Origin of the sequence: Streptomyces sp. NPDC096013, from assembly GCF_044763565.1 — a bacterium.
In the GTDB taxonomy this organism is placed as follows: Bacteria; Actinomycetota; Actinomycetes; order Streptomycetales; family Streptomycetaceae; genus Streptomyces.
In genome coordinates this window covers 801,060-821,912 of record NZ_JBIWGK010000001.1, presented here as the reverse complement: position 1 = coordinate 821,912, position 20,853 = coordinate 801,060, and the positions used below count along the sequence as shown (strand labels likewise).

The 20,853-nt window shown below is 70.8% G+C and carries 15 protein-coding genes; 6 read left to right on the top strand and 9 right to left on the bottom strand.

The window, feature by feature from the left end:
• Positions 1-110: 110 nt before the first annotated feature.
• Entirely contained in the window at positions 111-1,052 is a 942-nt protein-coding gene (locus ACIRB1_RS03670; RefSeq protein WP_403464442.1) for a helix-turn-helix domain-containing protein, read from the top strand.
• Positions 1,053-1,080: 28 nt separating this feature from the next.
• On the opposite strand, the gene ACIRB1_RS03665 is transcribed toward ACIRB1_RS03670, so the two are convergent.
• Both ACIRB1_RS03665 and ACIRB1_RS03660 read right to left on the bottom strand, forming a co-directional pair.
• The gene (locus ACIRB1_RS03665) at positions 1,081-2,484 is read right to left on the bottom strand and encodes a glycoside hydrolase family 16 protein (RefSeq protein ID WP_403464441.1); all 1,404 of its coding nucleotides are present in this window, start codon (positions 2,482-2,484) and stop codon (positions 1,081-1,083) included.
• Between the two features lie 274 nt (positions 2,485-2,758).
• Complete coding sequence (locus ACIRB1_RS03660; RefSeq protein ID WP_403464440.1) at positions 2,759-4,003, bottom strand: Ig-like domain-containing protein; 1,245 nt, start codon at positions 4,001-4,003, stop codon at positions 2,759-2,761.
• A gap of 341 nt (positions 4,004-4,344) precedes the next feature.
• Between ACIRB1_RS03660 and ACIRB1_RS03655 the strand changes: the two genes are divergently transcribed.
• Complete coding sequence (locus ACIRB1_RS03655; protein WP_403464439.1) at positions 4,345-7,005, top strand: FAD/NAD(P)-binding protein; 2,661 nt, start codon at positions 4,345-4,347, stop codon at positions 7,003-7,005.
• Between the two features lie 147 nt (positions 7,006-7,152).
• Here the strand turns inward: ACIRB1_RS03655 and ACIRB1_RS03650 are convergent, their stop codons facing one another.
• Positions 7,153-8,037 (bottom strand): IclR family transcriptional regulator, encoded by an 885-nt coding sequence (locus ACIRB1_RS03650; protein ID WP_403464438.1) that lies wholly within the window; start codon positions 8,035-8,037, stop codon positions 7,153-7,155.
• A 20-nt stretch (positions 8,038-8,057) separates the two neighbouring features.
• The gene (locus tag ACIRB1_RS03645) at positions 8,058-8,483 is read right to left on the bottom strand and encodes a MarR family winged helix-turn-helix transcriptional regulator (RefSeq protein ID WP_266774218.1); all 426 of its coding nucleotides are present in this window, start codon (positions 8,481-8,483) and stop codon (positions 8,058-8,060) included.
• 278 nt (positions 8,484-8,761) lie between these two features.
• Here ACIRB1_RS03645 and ACIRB1_RS03640 point away from each other — a divergent pair, with 278 nt between their 5' ends.
• Genes ACIRB1_RS03640 through ACIRB1_RS03625 form a run of 4 tightly spaced genes read left to right on the top strand, consistent with a single transcriptional unit; the run spans position 8,762 to position 12,552 of the window.
• Entirely contained in the window at positions 8,762-9,679 is a 918-nt protein-coding gene (locus tag ACIRB1_RS03640; protein WP_352180968.1) for an SDR family oxidoreductase, read from the top strand.
• An 11-nt stretch (positions 9,680-9,690) separates the two neighbouring features.
• On the top strand, positions 9,691-10,560 hold the full coding sequence (locus ACIRB1_RS03635; RefSeq protein ID WP_352181362.1) for an amidohydrolase family protein: 870 nt from the start codon (positions 9,691-9,693) through the stop codon (positions 10,558-10,560).
• Positions 10,561-10,570: 10 nt separating this feature from the next.
• Entirely contained in the window at positions 10,571-12,073 is a 1,503-nt protein-coding gene (locus ACIRB1_RS03630; RefSeq protein WP_403464437.1) for a long-chain fatty acid--CoA ligase, read from the top strand.
• A gap of 23 nt (positions 12,074-12,096) precedes the next feature.
• On the top strand, positions 12,097-12,552 hold the full coding sequence (locus tag ACIRB1_RS03625) for a MaoC family dehydratase (RefSeq protein WP_266774220.1): 456 nt from the start codon (positions 12,097-12,099) through the stop codon (positions 12,550-12,552).
• 73 nt (positions 12,553-12,625) lie between these two features.
• Here the strand turns inward: ACIRB1_RS03625 and ACIRB1_RS03620 are convergent, their stop codons facing one another.
• The 5 genes from ACIRB1_RS03620 to ACIRB1_RS03600 are packed head-to-tail and all read right to left on the bottom strand — an operon-like array spanning position 12,626 to position 20,853.
• The gene (locus ACIRB1_RS03620) at positions 12,626-13,468 is read right to left on the bottom strand and encodes a hypothetical protein (RefSeq protein ID WP_403464436.1); all 843 of its coding nucleotides are present in this window, start codon (positions 13,466-13,468) and stop codon (positions 12,626-12,628) included.
• On the bottom strand, positions 13,468-15,141 hold the full coding sequence (locus ACIRB1_RS03615) for a PHP domain-containing protein (protein ID WP_403464435.1): 1,674 nt from the start codon (positions 15,139-15,141) through the stop codon (positions 13,468-13,470). Before ACIRB1_RS03615 ends, ACIRB1_RS03620 begins: the two co-directional genes overlap by 1 nt.
• A 27-nt stretch (positions 15,142-15,168) precedes the next feature.
• Positions 15,169-17,016 (bottom strand): LamG-like jellyroll fold domain-containing protein, encoded by a 1,848-nt coding sequence (locus tag ACIRB1_RS03610; protein ID WP_403464434.1) that lies wholly within the window; start codon positions 17,014-17,016, stop codon positions 15,169-15,171.
• Between the two features lie 52 nt (positions 17,017-17,068).
• A complete protein-coding gene (locus ACIRB1_RS03605; RefSeq protein WP_403464433.1) occupies positions 17,069-19,990 on the bottom strand; it encodes a glycoside hydrolase family 2 TIM barrel-domain containing protein in 2,922 nt (973 codons plus the stop codon).
• Entirely contained in the window at positions 19,990-20,853 is an 864-nt protein-coding gene (locus ACIRB1_RS03600) for a carbohydrate ABC transporter permease (protein ID WP_403464432.1), read from the bottom strand. The genes ACIRB1_RS03605 and ACIRB1_RS03600 overlap by 1 nt, the downstream gene beginning before the upstream one ends.

Sequence of the window (20,853 nt, the reverse complement as noted above, 5' to 3'; positions counted from 1 at the left end):
CGGACGCCTTCAAATCTAAAAGTCTGACTTTTACGAGGGAAGGTGCCGGTGTGCCAGCCTGTGGTGAAAGTGGGACACCGGGATGAGCGTTGAGGCGGCACGAGAAGGACATGACGGACAGAACTATCCAAGACGCAGGCAGTGACGGCGACGTGATCAGAACGTTTCCCTTCCCTGTCGATCTGAGTGTCTGCGGCGTCGGCATGCAGGTCGGCCCGATGGGCACCGGCCGCACCTGGCACGCCGACGCGCCCCTGCACCGCGTCCACCGCATCGACTTCCATGTGGTGATGCTCTTCTCCGGCGGCCCGGTCCGCCACATGATCGACTTCGCCGAGTACGAGGCGACCGCAGGCGACGTCCTGTGGATCCGCCCCGGCCAGGTCCACCGCTTCTCCCCGACCAGCGAGTACCGCGGCACCGTCCTGACCATGCAACCGGGCTTCCTCCCCCGCGCCACGGTCGAGGCGACCGGCCTCTACCGCTACGACCTCCCCCCGCTCCTGCACCCCGACGAGCCCCGCCTCGCCGCCCTGCGCGCCTCCCTGGACCAGCTCCAGCGCGAGTACGAGGACACGGAGACCCTCCCGCTCAGCCTGCACACTTCGGTCCTACGGCACTCCCTGACGGCCTTCCTGCTCCGGCTCGCGCACCTCGCCGCCAGCTCGGCCGAGGACGCCGCACGCCAGGCCGACACGACGTTCACCCTCTTCCGCGACGCCGTGGAGCGGGGCTTCGCCACCAACCACAGCGTGAGCGCCTACGCCGACGCCCTCGGCTACTCCCGCCGCACCCTGGTCCGCGCGGTCCGCGCCGCCACCGGCGAGACCCCCAAGGGCTTCATCGACAAGCGAGTCGTCCTGGAGGCGAAACGCCTGTTGGCCCACACGGACCTGCCGATCGGCCGGGTGGGGGCGGCGGTTGGATTCCCCGACGCGGCGAACTTCTCCAAGTTCTTCCAGCAGCACACGGATGTGACACCGGCGGGGTTCCGGGCGGAGCTGCGGTTGACGGCGAGGGCACGCCGAAAGGGGCCCCACGCGCCCGCGTGAAGCCCCTTGGCCCGGTGGGGAGCCGGGATCAGTGACCGAAGTCGAACCAGTTGACGTTCACGAAGTCCGCGGGCTGGCCGCTGGTGAAGGCGAGGTAGACGTCGTGGGTGCCGGTGACCGAGCTGATGTTGGCCGGGACCGTTCTCCATGACTGCCAGCCCCCGGTGCTGGCCAGCGCGAAGCTGCCGACCGGGGTCGCGGTGGGGCTGTCGAGGCGCACCTGCACCAGGCCGCTGACCCCGCTCGCGGCGCCGCTCGCGACCCGCGCGTTGAACTGGGTGGCCGCCGTGGAGCCGAAGGCGACGCCCTTGTAGAGCGCCCAGTCGCCGTTGGCTATCGACCCGATGTCCTGGCCGCCGCCCGTGTCCGTGGTGGTCTCGGCGATCGTGCCGGACTGGCTGTCGTAGGACTCGGCCTGGATCGCGCTGTACGCGTCCCGATTGCCGGTCGGCGGAGGCGTGGTGCCGCTCCCACCGCCCGTCGACGAGAGGACCTGGACGTAGTCCACCGTCATCGGGTGGTTCGGGTCGGTGGCGCTGGTGGGGCCGCCGCCGAACGCGTTCGGGAAGCCGCCGCCCATCGCCACGTTCAGGATGATGAAGAAGCCGTGGTTCGTCGCGTTGGCCCAGGTCGTCGCGTCGACCTGACTGGAGTTCACCGTCTCGAAGTTGACGCCGTCGAGGTAGTAGCGGATCTGCTCGGGACTCGTGGACCGGTCCCATTCCATCGCGTACGTGTGGAAACCCGCCTGGCAGGTCGTGCCCGTGCACGCCGTGGAACCGCCGATGCCCGTCGTCTCGTTGCACGGACCGCCCGGGCTGGTGCCGCAGTGCATGGTGGACCAGTCGGTGTTGAGCCCCTGGACGTTCTCCATGATGTCCAACTCGCCCACGCCGGGCCAGTTCTGGTAGTTGCCCCGGTACGGCGCGCCCAGCATCCAGAACGCGGGCCAGTAGCCGAGCGCCGACGAGCCGGTGACGTTGGGGAGTTGGATACGGGCCTGGACCCGCAGCTTCCCGCCGGCCGGCGGCTGGAAGTCGGTGCGGTTGGTCTCGATGCGGCCCGAGGTCCAGTTGCCGGAGGCGTCCCGGCGCGGGGTGATCAGCAGGTTGCCGTTGCCGTCGAGCGCCACGTTGTTGGTGGAGGAGGTCATCGTCTCGACCTCGCCCGTGCCCCAGTTGGCGGCACCGCCCGGGTACGAAGTCCCGGTGTCGTACTGCCAGTTGGCGGTCGACACACCGGTGCCCGCGGTGCCGTTGAAGTCGTCAAGGAACACCTGCGTCCAGCCCGAGGGCGGTGTGGGCGCCGAGGCGTTCGCGGGCAGGGTGAAGGCCGTGGCCGTGGCGGCCGCCAGACCGAGGGTACTGAGGACGGCGAGCAGGACACGCCGTAGGGGACGGGGTCTGCGCTGCCTGCCGGAGGTGTCACTCATGGGTGCCTCCCGGGTACGGGGTGGGGTGCGAGTGCGGTTGCCCGCGCCTGTCTGAGAGCGCTCTCAGACAGTGGGTGCGCGGTCAATGTGCTCTCAGCCACTCCGGACGTCAAGAGGTGAAGCCGGGAAAGTCCTTCGGGCGGGCGGGGGTTCAGGGGTTGATACGGCGAAAGAGGAGGTTTCCGATCCGCCTTGCGGGGTCAAGGCGCTGAGGCCTGTCCGCCCCTCCCCGTCCGCCGCGCTGCGGGCCACGGCGGGACGGCGCGGGCAGCCCCTAGATTGCGCTCCCCGCCTTCCACTGCGCCCACGAGAGGTTCCAGCCGTTGAGGCCGTTGTCCGCGGCCACGGTCTTCTCGCCGGAGTTCTTCACGATGACGACGTCGCCGAGCATCGAGCTGTCGTAGAACTTGTAGCCCGCCACCGACGTGTCGTTCGCGCCCTTCGCGTCGTGCAGGCCGACGCACCCGTGGCTGGTGTTCTCGTTGCCGAACACCGACGTGGACGCCCAGTAGTTGCCGTGCACGAAGGTGCCGGAGGTGGTGAGACGCTGGGCGTGCGGGACGTCGGAGATGTCGTACTCGTCGCCGAGGCCGACCGTCGAGGACTCCATGCGGGTCTGCTTGAATCGCTCGCTGATCACCATGATCCCGGACCAGGTGGTGTGCTGGGCGTTGCCGCCGCTGACCGGGTAGGTGGCCAGGGTCGTGCCGTCGCGCTTGACGACCATCTCCTTGCTGGATAGGTCCACGGTGCTGATCTGCTCGCGGCCGATGTCGAAGGTGACGTCCTTGGACTGCACGCCGTAGACGCCGTCCTGGCCCTCGACGTCCTTCAGGCGGAGGCTGAGCGTGATCTTCGTGCCGGCCGCCCAGTACGTCTCGGGGCGGAAGTCGAGCCGGGTGTCGCTGAACCAGTGGCCGACGATCTCGACGGCGGGCTCGGCGGTGACGGTGATCGCTTTCTGGACGCTGGACCGGTCCTTGACCGCGTGCGTGAAGTTGATCGAGACGGGCATGCCGACGCCGGAGGTGGAGTTCGCCTCGGGGGTGAAGTAGCCGACGAAGGTCTCGCCGGGGGATTTCGTGGTGAAGGTCAGCGTCTTCGCGGCGGCGCCCTCCGCCTGCGCGGCGACCGTGTACTTCGTGCCCGAGTACGGGTTCTTCGCGGACGTCCATGTCGTCCTGGCGTCGTCGAAGGTGCCGGCCAGCGTGGAGCCGTCGTTGCCGGTCACCTTCACCGCGGCCAAGGTGCCGTCGGTCACCGTCACCGTCACCGGGGCCGTGAAATCGGCCTTCTTGGTGCCGTCGGCGGGGGAGACCGTGATGGTCGGCGCCTTCGCGGCCTTCACCGACGCCGTCGCCGACGGACCGGCGGAGGACGAGCTCTCCGCGGCCCCCGCCGAACTGCCGCAACCCGTCAGGACGGCGGCCGGCACCACCCCGAGCACGGTGAGGACCCCACGACGGGACCACCTCTCCGACTGCTTCTCGGACCGGTTGGATATGTGCGACACGCCCACGGCAGGCCTTCCTCCGCATGTCGCGCACACCCCCTGGCGATACGCGACGAGATCACCAGTGCCGTTGCATCCTGTGCCACTTCCCTGGGTTGAATCTTTGAATCCCAGGGGCTCCACCTGAGATTCCTGTGAAGAGAGCCTGAAAGAAGGCCTGAAACCACGGTTGCCGGACGCTTCCCGCGTGTGAACAGAGTATGAAGGCGCCGACCGATGCCCTGAGTAACCGGTGAGATCCCCGTCCCGCCAGGGCTTCCCCACCTGACCGGTCGGAATAGTGTGGAAGGAACTGAAGGCGGAGACCCGTCTCGGCGGCTCCGTGGCAGACCACGCCGGAGGTATTCGTGACCGAAGTCCGCAAGCGGCCCACCGTGGCGATCGTCGGAGCGGGCGCGGCAGGCACCCTGACCGCCGTCCAGCTCTGCGAGACCGCCGCACGCCGCCGGACCCCCCTCGACCTGGTGCTGGTCGACCCGGCCCCGGAAGCCGGCCGCGGCACGGCGTACGCCACCCCCGATCCGCGCCACCGGCTCAACGTCCCCGCGGCCGGCATGAGTTGCTACCCCGACGACCCCGGCCACTTCACCCGCTGGCTGTGCCGCCACGGTAAACCCACGGTCAGGGGCGCCGACTTCGCCACCCGCTACCGCTACGGCGCCTATCTCGCCGACACCCTCGCCCAGGCCGTGGTCCGCTCCCACGGCACGGTCGCCGTACGCCGGCTGCGCACCCGCGCCGAGAGCTGTACCGGCGCCCCCGAAGGCCCGGTGGAACTCCACCTCGCCGACGGAGGTCTCCTCACCGCCGACAGCGCCGTCCTCGCCACCGGCCCCGCCGCCCCTACGGCGGCTTGGGCGCCGCCCGCACTGCGCACCTCACCCCGCTTCATCAACTCGCCCTGGAGTCCCGGTGCGTTGGACGCCGTACGCGAGGACGCCACCGACGTCCTCCTCGTCGGCACCGGCCTCACCGCCGTGGACCTCGCCCTCACCCTGGACGGTGCCGGGCGCACGGTCCACGCCGTCTCCCGCAGTGGACTCCTGCCCCAGCCCCACGCGTTGGGCCCGGCCGGCGCGATGGAGGCGCCGAGTTGGCCGCGCGATCTGACCCTGAGCGGCCTGCGCCGGACCGTCTACCGGCACATCAGCCGCTCCGTCCGCACCCACGGCGACTGGCGCCCCGCCCTGGACAGCCTCCGCCCGCACACCGCCCGCCTCTGGCACAGCCTCACCCCCGAGGAACGCGGCGAGTTCCTCGGGGGCGAGGGCGCCCTCTGGAACACCCACCGCCACCGCATGGCCCCCGCCACCGCCGAGTCCCTGACCCGCGCCCGCACCGCCCGCCGCCTCCAGGTCCACACGGCCACGATCACCGATGTGGTGGACTCCGGCGACCAGTTGGTGGTGACACTCTCCAACGGCCGCATAGTGCGGGCCGGTTGGGTGATCGACTGCACCGGACCGGGGCAACGGCTCGAAGACCCCATGTGGCGTGGCCTGTTCGAGTCCGGCAGGGCCGTGCCCGGACCGCTCGGCATGGGGTCCGCCACCCGCGACGGACGCCTTCTCGACGCCCAAGGCCATTGCGTACGACCGCTGTTCACGCTCGGCGCCCCCCGGCGCGGCGAACTCTGGGAGACCACCGCCATCCCCGAGATACGAGTCCAGGCCGCCGCCCTCGCCCGGCAACTCCTCGTCCCACCGGCCCGCCGCGCCCGCCGCAGGCCCGTCGACGGACTCGGACTCCCGCTGTCCACCCACGCCGAGGCGGCCACCGCCTACCGCAACGGACTCGACCGGGTCCTCAAAGTGCGCGCCGGAGCCGAGGACGCCTTCGCCCGCGCGGTCGCCCTGGACCCCGGATTCGCCCTGGGCCACGCCGCGTTGGCCCTCCTCGGCCACGAGTGCGGAGCCGCCGTCGACGTCCCCCGGGCACTCGCCGACGCCCAGCGCAGCGCACACGAACGCGCCGACGCACGCGAGCGGTCCTTCGTCGACGTGATCACCCGCAGGGTCCAGTCCACCGACGGGGACCGCGCGTTGATCCGCCATCTCGACACCCACCCCGCCGACGCGCTCGCCCTCGCCACCGCCGTCCCCACCATCGCCTTCTCCGGCGTCACCGACCTGGACGACGACTACGCCCTGCGGCTCGTCGAGCGCACGTCCCCGGCCTACGACGGACACTGGTTCCACACCTCGCTGCTCGCGTTCCTCCGCCAGGAGCAGGGCCGGCTGCACGAGGCGGGCGAACTCGCCCACCGTGCTCTGGCGGTGGAGCCCGCCTCCGGCCACGCCGTGCACGCGCTGGCCCACGTCCACTACGAGTCCGGCGCCCACGAGGCGGGCCGCGACTGGCTGGACCGCTGGGTCTCCGGGAAAGGCCGGGGTGCCGTCCACCGGGCCCACTTCTCCTGGCACATCGCCCTGCACGAACTGGCGTTGGACGACCCGGCCGCCGTACGCAGGCGCTGGTTCGCCCAGTTGGCACCGGGACGGGTGACCGGGGTGCGTGCCCTGGTCGACTCGGGGTCCCTGTTGTGGCGGGCCCGGCTCAGCGGCAACTGGCAGGGGGAGCTGCCCACTTCGGACGTCCTGGACTCGGTGACGTGCGAGGTCCTGGAGCGGCCGGCGACGGCGTTCACGGCCCTGCACGCCGCGGTGGCCCTGACGGCGGCCGGTGACCTCCCGGCCCTCCGCCGTCTGCGCGACCACGCGGCGGGCGCCGACCCGGTGCAGCGCGAGGTCATCGCCCCGCTGTGCGACGCCTTCACCGCCCTCGTCGAACACCGCTTCCACGAGGCCGCCCACGGCCTCGACGCGCTGCTTCCGGTCCTCCGCAAGGTGGGCGGCAGCGCGGCCCAACGCGAGGTCGTGGAGGAGACGTTGCTGTACGCGCTGGTGTCGGCGGGGCGGTGCGACGCGGCGCGACGGCTGCTGGACGCGAGGCTGGACCGGAAGCCGGCGCCTCGGGACCGGCGGATGCTGGCGGGGCTGCCCGGGTGAGATGAGGAGGGTGCGGGACGACCGAGGGAGACCTCCATGCCTCCCTCGGGGTCTGCGCCGAAGTGGAGCGTGCCGTGATGGAGCGTGCCGTGGTGGACGTCGGCCTGTCGGTCCACGAGGGTCGGGCCCGGGCCGAGGACGATGCCGTCACGGCTCCGGCCGCCACCCCAGCGCCCGCGATATCCCGCGCGCCGCGAGCCGTACCGCCGGGACCAACGCCGGTACCTGCGCGTCCGCTTGAGGCACCACGACCGACACGGCCGCCACCACCGCACCACCCTGCCCACGCACCGGAGCCGCCACCGACAGCGCGTCGTCCGTGATCTGACGGCTGCTCACCGCGACGCCGGTGTGCCGTACTTCGGCCAGCACCCGGCGCAGTCGTACCGGATCGGTGATCGTGTACGGCGTGAAGGACGCCAACGGCCCGGTGCAGTAGGCCTCTTGGCCGTCCGGGTCGTCGTGGGCCAGCAGGGCGAGGCCCACTCCGGTGGCGTGCAGGGGCCAGCGGGCGCCGACCCGGATGTGCACGCCGACCGCCGAACGGCCCGAGATCCACTCGGTGTAGACGACTTCCGCGCCGTCCCGCACCGCCAACTGCACGTTCTCGTGCGTCGATTCGTACAGGTCCTCCAGATACGGCAGGGCCAGCTGGCGCAGGGCGAGGCCGCGCGGGGCGAGCGCCGCGATCTCCCACAGCCGTAGGCCGACGTGGTACGTGCCCGACGTGTCCCGTTCCAGCGCGCCCCACTCGGTGAGGGCGCCCACGAGCCGGTGGGTGGTCGTCAGGGTGAGGCCGGCGCGGCGGCTGATGTCGGAGAGGGACAGGGCCGTGTGCGTGTGGTCGAAGGCGGCGAGCACGGCGAGCAGCCGGTCCGGCGCGGAGCGGGTGGCGGGCGCCGCCGGCCGGGGGATCTTCGAGGGCCGCGCGGAGGTGGTCGCCGGACCGGTGGCCGGCGCCGACCGCGCGGTGGCCGTGGACCTGATGGCCGTGGCGGAATCGGCGGTCGTCGTGGACCGGGTGGTGGGCATGGCCGGGCCTCCGTCCGGGGTCAGGCGAGTCCGTCCTCGGCGACCCGTTGCAGCAGGGTGTGCAGGGTCGCGCGCTCGGTCGCGTCGAGCGGGCCCAGCAGTTCGTTCGTGACGCGCAGGCCCGCCTCGTCCGTGTCGCGGAGGAAGCCGCGGCCGTCCGCCGTCAGGACCACGATGCGGCTGCGCCGGTCGTCGGGGGAAGGGCGGCGCTCGGCGAATCCCAGCTTCTCCAGGTCGTCCACCAGGCCGACGATCGCGCTCGGGTCGTAGCCGAGGCGGGTGCTCAGTTCGCGCTGGAGGGCGCCCTCGGACGTGGCCAGGAAGCGGAGCAGCGCGTAGTGGCGCAGGCGCAGCCCCGACTCCTGGAGGAACGTGTTGAAGAGCTGGCCGGACCTGAGGCCCAGCCGGTACATGAGGTAGCCCGTGTCCGCGTGCAGCCCGCGCATCCACGGCTCGTGCGCGTCGATCGGCGGGTTCGCGGCGTGCGGCTGACGGGCGATGGCGGGCTCCCTGGGTCGAGGCCCCGGGCGGGGCGTGCGGTCGTTCGGGGTCAGTCTGACGCACCTGGTCCATCGGCAACAACTATTGACGTCAACAATTATTGCTCTTAGCTTCGATCTCGTAGCCGCACCGGTGCCGTTCGCAGTCCACGCCGTCCTCACGGACTCCGTGGTCGCGGTCCCGGTGTGCCGTACCGCAGCCTCGTCTTGTGAAGGGACCGCTCGTGCCCAGCATCGATCTGACCGGCAAGGTCGCCGTCGTCACCGGCAGTGGCCGGGGCCTCGGCCTCGCCTACGCGCACGCCCTGGCCGCCCACGGCGCGTCCGTGGTCGTCAACGACATCGACGAGGCGGTGGCCGAGCAGGCCGTGAAGTCGATCACCGGGGCGGGCGGCACCGCCGTCGCCGAGGTGGTCCCGGTCGGTACGACGGAGGCCGCCGAACGGCTGGTGACCAGGGCCGTCGAAGAGTTCGGGCGGCTCGACATCCTGGTCACCAACGCGGGCATCCTGCGCGACAGGGTGCTGTGGAAGATGACCGACGACGACTTCGACGCGGTGATCACCACCCATCTCAAGGGCACCTTCACCTGTGCCCGCGCCGCCGCCGTACGGATGCGCGAGCAGGGCGAGGGCGGCAGCCTGATCCTGGTCGGCTCGCCGGCCGGCCAGCGCGGCAACTTCGGCCAGACGAACTACGCCGCCGCCAAGGCGGGCATCGCCGCGATGGCCCGCACCTGGTCGATGGAGCTGGGCCGCGCGGGCATCACCGTGAACGCGATCGTGCCGGTCGCCGCGACCGCGATGACCGAGACGATCCCCGCGTTCGCGCCCTACGTGGAGGCGATGAAGAACGGCGAGCCCCTCCCCGACGTCCTGCGCAAGGGCGAGGGCTTCGGCACCCCGGAGGACTGCGCGGCACTCGTACCGTTCCTGGCCTCCGAGGCCGCGCGCGGGATCACCGGGCAGGCCATCGGCATCGGCGGCGACAAGGTGGCACTCTGGTCCCACCCGCAGGAGATCAGCACCGCCTACGCCGACGGCGGCTGGACCCCCGACACCCTGGCCGACGCCTTCCCCACCTCGGTCGGCGCCGAACTCCAGTCGGTCGGCATCCCCGCACCGAAGCTTCCGGAGGCGTGATGACAGCCCCGATGGACGTCGAAGGACTCGTCGCGATCGACGTCCACACCCACGCGGAGGTGTCCTCCAAGGGCCACTCCTCCCTGGACGACGACCTGCACGACGCCTCCTCCGCCTACTTCAAGGTCGAGGGCAAGCGGAAACCGACCCTGGAGGAGACCGCCGCGTACTACCGCGAGCGGAACATGGCCGCCGTGATCTTCACGGTCGACGCCGAGTCCGCGACCGGCACCGAACCCGTCCCGAACGAGGAGGTCGCCGAGGCCGCCGCCGCCAACGCCGACGTCCTCATCCCCTTCGCCTCCATCGACCCCTTCCGCGGCAAGGCGGGCGTCCGGCAGGCCCGCCGCCTGGTCGAGGAGTACGGGGTGAAGGGCTTCAAGTTCCACCCCAGCATCCAGGGCTTCTTCCCCAACGACCGTGCCGTGGCCTACGACCTGTACGAGGTCATCGAGGAGACGGGCACGATCGCCCTCTTCCACACCGGCCAGACCGGCATCGGCGCGGGCGTCCCGGGCGGTGGCGGCATCCGGCTCAAGTACTCCAACCCCCTGCACGTGGACGACGTGGCGGCCGACTTCCCGCACCTCAAGATCATCCTGGCGCACCCGTCCTTCCCCTGGCAGGACGAGGCCCTCGCGGTCGCCACCCACAAGCCGGGCGTGCACATCGACCTGTCCGGCTGGTCGCCGAAGTACTTCCCGCCGCAGCTCGTGCAGTACGCCAACACCCTCCTCAAGGACAAGGTCCTCTTCGGCTCCGACTACCCCGTCCTCACCCCGGACCGCTGGCTCGCCGACTTCGAGAAGCTGCCCATCAAGGACGAGGTCAGGCCGAAGATCCTCAAGGAGAACGCCGCCCGCCTGCTCGGCCTGACGTAAGGGGCACCGGATGCGCAACGAGGGACTGGGGTCCTGGCCCGCCCGCCGGGCTCGGAAGACCCCGCGTCGTACGGCTCTGGTACACGGCGGATCGTCGACGGACTACGGCACATTGCATACCAGAACCACCCGCCTTGCCCACGCCCTCCGCAGCCGGGGCCTCCGCCGAGGTGACCGCATCGCCTACCTCGGCCCGAACCACCCCGCCTACCTGGAGACCCTGTTCGCGGCCGGCATCCTCGGCGCGGTCTTCGTCCCGCTCAACACCCGCCTCGCCGGCCCCGAGATCGCCCACCAACTCACCGACTCCGGCGCCAAGATCCTCGTCTACGGCCCGACGCACGCCGGGCTCGTCGCGGGGCTGCCGGGCAGCACCGACGTACGCGTCTACATCGAAGTCGGCCCGGAGTACGAGGAGTTGACCGACGCCGCGTCGAGCGAGCCGATCGACGAGCCCGTCACCGCCGACGACACCTGCATCATCATGTACACCTCGGGCACGACCGGCCGGCCCAAAGGTGCCATGCTCACCCACGGCAACCTCGCCTGGAACGCGATCAACGTCCTCGTCGACACCGACCTGATCGCCGACGAACGCGCCCTGGTCTCCGCCCCGTTGTTCCACACGGCCGGCCTCAACATGCTCACCCTGCCGGTGCTGCTCAAGGGCGGCACCTGCGTCCTGGTCGAGGCCTTCGACCCGGCGGCCACCTTCGACCTCATCGAACGGCACCGGATCACCTTCATGTTCGGGGTCCCGACGATGTTCGACCAACTCGCCCGGCACCCCCGCTGGGCCGGTGCCGACCTCTCCTCGCTGCGCATCCTCACCTGTGGCGGCTCCCCGGTGCCCTCCCCGCTGATCGCCGCCTACCAGGCACGCGGGCTGACCTTCCTCCAGGGCTACGGCATGACGGAGGCCGCGCCCGGCACCCTGTTCCTGGACGCCGAACACGCGCAGAGCAAGGCCGGTTCGGCGGGCGTGCCGCACTTCTTCAGCGACGTACGGGTCGTACGGCCCGACCTCACCCCCGCCGACGTCGGCGAGACCGGCGAGGTCGTGGTGCGCGGGCCCCATGTCATGCCCGGCTACTGGGGGTTGCCCGAGGAGACGGCCGCGGTCTTCGCCGACGGCTGGTTCCGCAGCGGGGACGCGGCACGCACCGACGAGGACGGTTACGTGTACATCGTCGACCGTATGAAGGACATGATCATCTCCGGTGGGGAGAACATCTACCCCGCCGAGATCGAGGACCTGCTGCTGGCCCATCCCGGCATCGTGGAGTGCGCGGTGATCGGGGTCGCGGACGACAAGTGGGGCGAGGTGCCGCGCGCGGTCGTCGTCCCGCGCGAGGGCGTCGCGCTCGACCCCGACGAGGTGCTCGCGTCGCTGGCCGGCCGGCTCGCCAAGTACAAGATCCCCAAGTCCATGGTGGTCGCGGACGAACTCCCGCGCACCGCCTCCGGAAAGCTCCTCAAGTCCCGGGTGCGCAAGCGCTTCGGCGACCGGTAACTCCCGTAAGGAACTGGCTACTTATGAGCATCACCGTCAACGGCCTCGACGAACTCAAGAAGCTCGCCGGCAGCGACCTCGGCACCAGCGAGTGGATCGAGGTCACCCAGGAACGCATCGACACCTTCGCCGACGCGACGGGCGACCACCAGTGGATCCACGTCGACCCGGAGAGGGCCGCGGCCGGACCGTTCGGCGCGCCCATCGCGCACGGCTATCTGACCCTGTCCCTCTTCATCCCGCTCTTCACCGAACTGCTGGACGTCGAGGGCGTGTCCACGAAGGTCAACTACGGCCTGAACAAGGTCCGTTTCCCCGCGCCGGTCAAGGTCGGCTCACGGATTCGGCTCGTCGCCAAGCTCGCGGCCGTCGAGGACGTACCGGGCGGGGTGCAGATCGCCGTCGAGGGCACGATAGAGATCGACGGCGGGCCGAAGCCCGCCGCCGTCCTCCAGAGTCTCTCGCGGTTCTACGCCTGAAGTCTCCCGCGGTTCCGCGCCTCACCGGCGGCCACGGTCGACCGGCCACCGCCGTGCGCGGACCGCCGTCCGCCTACTGCTGCCTGTACGAGTACACGCTCGTCGACACCTGGCACACACCCGGCTGGACGACCTCGGCCCGCAGCGTGCCGCTGTTCACGTCGTAGTCGATGCCCTCGGCCTCGAACGTGCCGGTGCAGATGCTGCGTTGGGGCAGCGCGAACAGGCTGGTGACCGTCCCGGTGACCGGCCCGCCGTCGAGCTTGTGCGGCAGGTCGACCTGGAGGAGCGGGCGGATCTCGGGGAACTTGGTCCCCGACGCGTCGTCCGATAGGCACACCAGGCGGGTGTCCGTCACGAAGTCGCAGCCCTGGATGTCGTTCACCGTCCGGTCCAGGGTGATCTGCCCGGCCTGCGGCAGCGTCCCGCCCGTCTTCGGGGTGGACGCGTTGAGCAGGGGAGTGGGGAAGACCTGGAGTCTGGACTGGTCGCCCCACTCGCCCGACACCATCCACTGCGTGTCCGGCGATATCGCGTCGAACGAGTTGTTGATCTTCTCGCCGGAGTCGAGCGGGTGGACGTACGTGTAGCGCGTCCCGGACGGTGTGGTGACCGCGAACATCTTGGACGTGCCGGTGTCGGCGGCCTGGTAGGCGTCGAAGACGTAGCCGTTCGCGATGTCCGGGTCACCGATGTGGTTCCAGCCCTGGATGCGCAGATCCAGCGGGATGGACGCCAGCCCGCGGTACAGCAGCGAGCCGTCCGCCTGACTGGCGACGCCCTCACCGCCGCCGAGACTGCCGGTGTAGGCCGTGCCGGTCTCCGCCCAGGTGGTGGAGGCGGCTGCGGAGGAGGTGCTCACGCCGAGCGTGAGAGCACCCAATAAGGCGGCGAGGAGAGTCAGTTGACGCTTCATCAGATACCTGCCAGGTCGACGAAGATGGGGTTGGAATAGAACCATGTGTCGGCCCACGGGTCACCGTTGCCGGGCTCGTGGGGGATCGGGCCGTGCGGGTCCACCGAGGCGCCGAGGTAGCCCGCACCGTGCCGCTTGCCGTCGCTGCCGCGCAGCCGGAGATAGAAGGACTCGTCCCCGGCGGTCACCGGAACGCGCAGCGTGTACGTCCCCTTGCGGCCGCCGACGTCCGCCGTACGGACGACCTTCGTGTCCGGCGCCCGCCACGCGTCCCGGTCGGACACCGCGCCGCGCACCGCGCCCCGGATCACGTCCACGTGCGCCAACTCGGGCAGAATTCCCTGGGCGTTGGGCCGCGAGGCGGTCGTCACGGTGATGTTCAGGGTGAGCCGGTCACCCTTGCGGACCCGCAGCCGGCCGCCCAGCGTGACCCCCTGGCCGTGGTCGCAGTCCCGCTTCAGGCGGACGTCGAGCCCGTCCAGCAGATGCCCGTGGTCGACCCAGACGCGGCCCGCGCGCAGGCCCGCCATGACCTCGCGGTAGCCGTAGCGGGTCACGCCCACATGGGTGCGGCTGAACTCGCCGGGCCAGAAGTCGCTGCCGGGCTGCGGGGAGTCGGTCTGCACCGGGTCGGGGAGCTTGCCGGTGTTGTCGAAGTTCTGCCCGTCGGGCCAGGTGCCGTTGGCCCATGTGTCGTAGACCGTACGGTGGTTGTCGGAGTTGGTGGTGATCGAGAAGAGCCGCCCCTCGGCCAGCATCGAGTCCCACAGCCCGCCGACGGTCGCCGTCGCCCAGTCGAAACCGCCGTACGTCACAAACGCGTCCGCCGGATAGCCCGGCCAGGACTGGGCCGACGGCTTGTTCTCGTACTCGCCGCGGATCGACGTCGCACCGCGCCAGCCGGGCAGGGCCGCGCCCTGGGCGCCGGGCGCTCCCTCCATGCCGATCATGATCTCGGGGGCCGCGTCCCGCCAGGCGCGCATCTCGTGCGGGGAGTCGATACCCAGGCGCAGCGGGTGGTTGGCGAGCACGAGGACGTCGTCGACGTAGCCCGAACGGCGCTGCTCCGCCAGCCACTTGATGGCCTTCACCGCGTGGGCCTCGTTGCGGGCGGTGTCCGTGTCGGCGACGCCGCCCTTGTCGTAGCCCAACAGCTTGCCGTCGTAGGCGAGTTCGAACGCGGTGAGCAGATCCACCTCGTGCCGGCCCGGCGCGGCGAAGATCGTGCAGTGCTCGGCGGCCGGTATGTACCACTCCAGGCCCTGGAAGATCAGCTGCCGGGGGTTGGCGGCCCGCGCCTTGAGGATCTCCGCGTGCTCGGACTTGGCGCCGTAGGAGGCGTGTCCGAAGTTGGAGTGCTCGTTGAACACCATCCAGTCGAGGCCGTACCGCGCGGCGGCCCTCGCCTGCTGGGAGAAGGTGTACTTCGCGTCGTGGCTGTACACGGAGTGCACGTGGTGGTCGCCGACGAGGTAGGCGAGGCGCGGGTCGTTGCCGCCGTAGCCCCGGCCGGCCGCCGCCGCGGAGGTGGCGAGCGGTCCCGCGCCGAGGGTGAACGCGGCGCCGAACAGGCCCGCGCGGCGCAGGAGTTGGCGTCGGGAGACACCCTGCGCGTCGAGGGCGGCGGGGGAGACGGACGGATCGGCCCAGGTGGGCAGCTGCTGCTCGGTCATGATCTTCGGGAGTCCTCTGGAGGGCTGTCAGTGGGTCATGAAGGAGGTGACGGGCAACGCCCGGGAGACGATCCGGACGTCGCCGAGGCGGCCGTGCAGGATCTGGTCGATCCGGTCCGCGTACTCGTAGCCGCCGAGCAGCCAGGGCAGGCCGACCGAGGTGAGGCCCACGGCGGGCGCCTTCGGATTGCGGACGACCGGGCAGCCGTCGACGTACATCGTGGTGTGCCTGCCGTCGTTGACGACGGCGAGGTGCGACCAGGTCTCCAGTGGGGTCTCCTGGCCCCAGTTGCTGGCGATGCCCTCCTGGTTCAACGGGCGGACGGCCCACTGCGGTTCACGGTCGTTGGACAGGGAGAGCGTGGCGAGGGGCTCGTCCGGGTCGTCCACCGTCTTGCCCGCGGCGCCGCCCGTACCGGTCCGACTGACCAGCCCGGACCAGGCGTTGTGGTCGGGGTCCCAGTCGGCGGGCAGCCGGAAGAACGCCTCGATCGTGTAACCCCGCTCGAACGTCGCGGAGTTGAGCGGCGCCCGGTCGACCGTGCGCAGATAGGCGCCCTTCAGCGGGGACTTGAAGCCCGTGAACTCGAGGCTGCCGTGGCCGGGCTGGTCGGGGTGATGGTCGGCCGACCAGCCGAGGGTCCCGCCGCCGACCGCGACCACGGTGAGGTCGTTGCCGCGGCCGGACAGGTCGCGGACGGTGCCGGAGACCGGGGACTCGAAGCGCCAGTAGGCGGCCGTGCCCGGGATCACCATCTTCGCCGCGGGGCGTGCCGGACGGACCGGCACCGGGTCGAAGCCGGCGAAGCGGTCCGCGAAGTCGATGCCCACGGAGAACCGGTCGGCGTCGCCGCTGAGTTCGATCTCCTGCCGCTCCAGCTCGTTGAGGCCCTTCGCGGCCCTGCCCAGGATCCACGGCGACACCGTCTCCACGTCGATGACGTCGCGGTCCAGGTCGAAGTGGTAGAGGCGGATCATCGCCGCGCCGCCGAAGTACCGGTTCTGATAGTTCGTCAGGTGCAGGTGGACGTCGTTGCCCGCCGCGTTCTTGCGGGTCGCCCGGCCCGCGGGCCAGTAGTGGCCGTTCAGGGTGAGGAAGATCTGGTCGTGGTCCGCGACGAGCCGGTCCCACAGCTGCTGCCCGTAGTCCGACAACGTGTCGTCGCCCACGACGAGTTCGTGCGTGGTGAGGACGACCGGCGTCCTCGGGTGCCGCGCGATGACGTCCTTCGCCCAGGCGTAGCCCTGCGCCGACAGCCGCCAGTCCAGGGCCAGTACGAGCCACTCCCGGCCAGCCGCCCGGAACACGTGGTACGTGTTGTAGCCGTCCGAAGAGGCCCCGCCGAACGTGGAGTTGTTCCTGAACCGGCGCGGGCCGAACGTGTCCAGGTAGGGCGACGAGCCGCGCTGGTCGTCCGTCGACGACTTGATGTCGTGGTTGCCCGCCAGCACGCTGTAGCCGACGCCCCGCCGGTCCAGCAGCTCGAACGCCTCGCCGATGGCGGCGAATTCGGGCACGGCCCCGTTCTGCGTCAGGTCGCCGAGGTGGGACAGGAAGACGATGTTGTCGTCCTTGCCGTGCTCCAGGAGGTAGCGCAGCGAGGCTTCGACCGGCGCCTTGTCGATGCTCGGCCCGTCGAAGAGGTACTGGGTGTCCGGCATCACGGCGAGCGTGAAGCGCCGGCTCTCGGTGTCGGGCCGCCGACCCGCCTTCGCGGACGCGGAGTCCGGGGCCGCCTCGGCGGCGGCCGGCAGTGCGACGCCGGCCGTGGCGGCGGCGCCGAGCAGGGCGGTCGCCCGGAGGAAGTTGCGCCGCCCGGCGCCGGCCTGGGCCGTCTCGCACGGTTCGTGCTCGTGCTCATGCGAAGTGCACACGTGTGCTCCGTACAGGGTGAGTGCTCGTGAAAGCTGCTGAGAACCGGGGAGTTCAGAGAACGCGCAGGGTCCAGCTCCAGCGATGGACACCCGGTGTGACGAGATACTCCGGCGACGTGTCGGGGCCGCACGACGCCGTGCCCAACCCCCGGTGCGCCGCGTCGAGGTGCACCACGCAGGACGCACGCGGCACCAGTTCGTCGTGGTGCCGTACGGCGGTGAGGTCCTCGGCGCGATGGCGGGTCACCGAGACCTGGCGGGGCTCGTCGAGGTCGACCGCGAGACCGGTGGCGTCCGGTGCCGACAGCGTGAACCGCCGTACCCCGTGCCGCCCACCGCTCTCCTGCGGGCGCAGATACGGGGTGAACAGCGCGTCGACGGGGACCGAGTGGTGGCCCACGGGCGCGCCCGTGCTGCGGTCGGGGTACGACTCCCAGGGACCCCGGCCGAACCACTCCAGCAGATCGAGCCCCGGCACCATCTCGAACACGGTGCCGACCCGGGCCACGTCGTCGAACTCGTCGGGCAGTTCGGCCGATTCCTCGATCCGGACCCCGCCCTCCACCGGTGTGAACACCTGGCGGTGCGTGACCACACCCGTGGCCCCGGCGTACTCGGCGACCGCCGTGATCCGCTCGCCGTCGCGCCGTACCGAGACGACCTTGCGGACCAGCGAGTCGAGCCCCCAGGTCCGCCAGCGCGCGGCCATGCCGCCCAGTTCGTCGTTGTCGGTGGGCGCCCGCCACAGGGACAGCGTCGGGGCGACGGCCAACAGCGGGTGGAGCAGCAGCCCTTCGGCGTCGACCTCCACCCGGCCGCCGCCGACCACCGCTGCCGCCATGGGCGTTGCCGCCCGCAGGCGCACCTGCGGCGCGCACACATCCGTGCCGCGCGGTGCCCACGGCTGGTCCTCGGCCGTCGTCACCCGCAGCGTCAGCCAGGCCTCGCCGCCGTCCTCCGGCAGCGCGAACGGCAGCGGTACGGCCACCGTCTCGCCCGGGCACAGGGCGGGCAGCTCGGCCGGAGCGGTTAGTGTCCGGCCGTCCGCGAGGGCCAGCTCCCAGGTCCCGGCGAGCCAGTCGAGGCCCCGGAAGTGCTGGTGGTTGCCGAGGACGATGCCCTCGTGCCGGAAGCACTCGATGCGCACGGGCGCCGCGATCTCCCGGTGCTCGAACATCACCGGCTTGGGGGTGCGGTCGGGGAACACCACGCCGTCCGCGATGAACACGCCGTCGTGGATCGCCTCGCCGAAGTCACCGCCGTACGCCCAGCGTTGACCGGGCGCGGCGACACCGTTGTCGTACAGCCCGGCGCCCGCGCGGCCGGTGGGTCTTCCGTCGCTCACACGCTGAAGGATTCCGTGGTCCCAGAACTCCCAGATGAAGCCGCCCTGAAGACCCGGGGTTGACTCGATGGCAGCCCAGTGGTCCGCGAGGGTGCCGTTGCTGTTGCCCATCGCGTGCGAGTACTCGCACTGGATCAACGGCTTGGTCTGCTCACCGGAGAGCGCGTGCGCGACACAGTCCTCCAGCGGCGCGTACATCGGGCACGCGATGTCGGAGGCGAGGTCCGGGTCCGCCCAGCCGCGCTTGGCCGCGCCCTCGTACTGGATCGGTCGGGTGGGGTCGTGGTGGCGGACCCAGCCGGCGGCCGCGTCGTGGTTCGCGCCGTAGTCGGACTCGTTGCCGAGCGACCAGATGATCACCGAGGGGTGGTTCTTGTCGCGCAGCACCATCCGCGCCATGCGGTCCACGAACGCGTTCAGATAGCGCGGGTCGTCCGCGATCTCGTGCGCGTGGTCGTGCGACTCGATGTCCGCCTCGTCGACGACGTAGAAACCCAGCTCGTCGGCGAGGTCGTAGAGCGCCGGGTCGTTCGGGTAGTGCGCGGTGCGGATCGCGTTGAAGCCGAACCGCTTGAGCAGCACCAGGTCCGCGCGCATGTCGTCGTACGACACGGTGCGGCCGGTCAGCGGATGGAAGTCGTGCCGGTTGACGCCCCGGATGTACACGCGCTCGCCGTTGACGAGCAGGTCCCGGCCGGCGATCTCCACGTCCCGGAACCCGATGCGCCGGTACGACGCGTCGGCGACCGTCCCGTCCGCGCGGTGCAGCCGGACGGTGAGGCCGTACAGCTCGGGTGTCTCGGCGTTCCAGGTGCGCACCTCGGAGACGGCGGCACGCATGCGTGCCTCGCCGAGGAAGTCGGAGACCCGGTCGTCCTCGATGTTGAACCGGTCGAACTCCTCGTCCTGGGTGAGGAGTTGACCGTCGAGATCGCCGGAGACGTACCACCCGTCGGGCAGTGCGCCGGCCGTGTCCCGCACCTGGCAGTCGACCCGCAGGGTGCCGTCGTGGGACGCCCGCACGGTCACGTCCGCGAGATGCAGCGGATCGGTCGCGTACAGCAGCACCGACCGGGTGATGCCGCCGTGCCACCACTGGTCCTGGTCCTCGAGGTGCGACGCGTCCGACCACTTCACCACGGTCAGCCGTACGGTGGCCCGCCCGCCGGGGCGCACCAGATCCGTGAGGTCGAAGTCGGCGGCGAGGTGGGAGTCCTTGGAGATGCCGACCGGCCGCCCGTCCACATGCACCAGCAGCACGCTCTCGGCGGCCCCGACCTGGAGCACGATCCGCCGCCCGGCCCAGTCGGCCGGGACGTCCACCTCACGCTCGTAGACCCCTGTCGGATTGTCGACCGGCGACAGCGGGGGGAATTCCGCATACGGCATACGGACGTTCGTGTACTGCGGACGGTCGTCCGTGTCCTGCATGGTCCACGCACCCGGCACGCGGGACGACGACCAGGTCTCCGTGAGCGGCGCGTCCGGCGCGGGCAGCAGCTGGAAGCGCCAGTCGCCGTCCAGGGAGACGGCCCCCGCGCGGCGGTCGACGGCGGACATGGGCAACCGCCCCCAGGAGGTCACCTCGGGTGACTCCCAGGGGCGGAGCGCGAGCAGCGGGTCGGTCATCAGCGGATGGCTCCCTTGCCGAGGTCGCCGATGATCTGCTTGGCGCCGACCGCGAACACGATCAGCAGGGGGATGAGAGCCAGGAGCGCGCCGGTCATGACCATTCCGTAGTCGGTGGTGCCGTGGGTGCCGTTGAGCTGGGACAGGGCCACCTGGAGGGTGACGTTGTTCGGGTTGGTGAGGGCGATCAGGGGCCAGGCGTAGTCGTTCCACTGGCCCATGAAGGTGAAGATGCCGAGGAAGGCGAGACCCGGGCGGACCACCGGGAGCGCCACGTGCCAGTACTGGCGGAGGAAGTTGGCGCCGTCGATGCGGGAGGCGTCGAGGAGTTCGTCGTGGATCGCGCTCTTCATGTACTGGCGCATCCAGAAGATGCCGAACGCGTTGGCCGCCGCCGGGACGATCAGCGCGGTCATCGAGCCGATCCAGCCGAGCTTCGCCATGATGACGAACTGGGGGATGGCCGCGAGCTGCGCCGGCACCATGAAGATGACCATGAGCAGCGCGAACAGCACGTTCTTGCCCGGGAACCGGAACTTGGCGAAGACGAACGCGGCGAGCGAGTCGAAGAGCAGGACCAGGAAGGTCACCGACCCCGCGACCAGTACCGAGTTGAACATCGAGCCGAAGAAGTCGATGTTGTCGAAGAGGCTGCGCAGGTTCTCCAGGAAGTGCGAGCCGGGCAGCAGTTTCGGCGGGTAGGAGAAGATCTCCGACGTGGTGTGCGTCGACATGATCACGGCCCAGTAGAACGGGAAGGCCGAGAGCAGCACGCCCAGGATCAGGGTGGCATGGAGGCCGATGCCGCGGCTCCGGGTGCCCCGGATGCCCTTCGGTCGCCGTGTGCCGTGGAGGAATGCCAT

Coding starts and splice junctions, on each gene's coding strand:
- ACIRB1_RS03650 (WP_403464438.1), bottom strand. CDS start 8,037: ATGCCCACCACCCGGTCCACGACGACCGCCGATTCCGCCACGGCCATC.
- ACIRB1_RS03630 (WP_403464437.1), top strand. CDS start 10,571: ATGCGCAACGAGGGACTGGGGTCCTGGCCCGCCCGCCGGGCTCGGAAG.
- ACIRB1_RS03645 (WP_266774218.1), bottom strand. CDS start 8,483: ATGCGCGGGCTGCACGCGGACACGGGCTACCTCATGTACCGGCTGGGC.
- ACIRB1_RS03625 (WP_266774220.1), top strand. CDS start 12,097: ATGAGCATCACCGTCAACGGCCTCGACGAACTCAAGAAGCTCGCCGGC.
- ACIRB1_RS03670 (WP_403464442.1), top strand. CDS start 111: ATGACGGACAGAACTATCCAAGACGCAGGCAGTGACGGCGACGTGATC.
- ACIRB1_RS03600 (WP_403464432.1), bottom strand. CDS start 20,853: ATGGCATTCCTCCACGGCACACGGCGACCGAAGGGCATCCGGGGCACC.
- ACIRB1_RS03615 (WP_403464435.1), bottom strand. CDS start 15,141: ATGACCGAGCAGCAGCTGCCCACCTGGGCCGATCCGTCCGTCTCCCCC.
- ACIRB1_RS03620 (WP_403464436.1), bottom strand. CDS start 13,468: ATGAAGCGTCAACTGACTCTCCTCGCCGCCTTATTGGGTGCTCTCACG.
- ACIRB1_RS03665 (WP_403464441.1), bottom strand. CDS start 2,484: ATGAGTGACACCTCCGGCAGGCAGCGCAGACCCCGTCCCCTACGGCGT.
- ACIRB1_RS03605 (WP_403464433.1), bottom strand. CDS start 19,990: ATGACCGACCCGCTGCTCGCGCTCCGCCCCTGGGAGTCACCCGAGGTG.
- ACIRB1_RS03635 (WP_352181362.1), top strand. CDS start 9,691: ATGGACGTCGAAGGACTCGTCGCGATCGACGTCCACACCCACGCGGAG.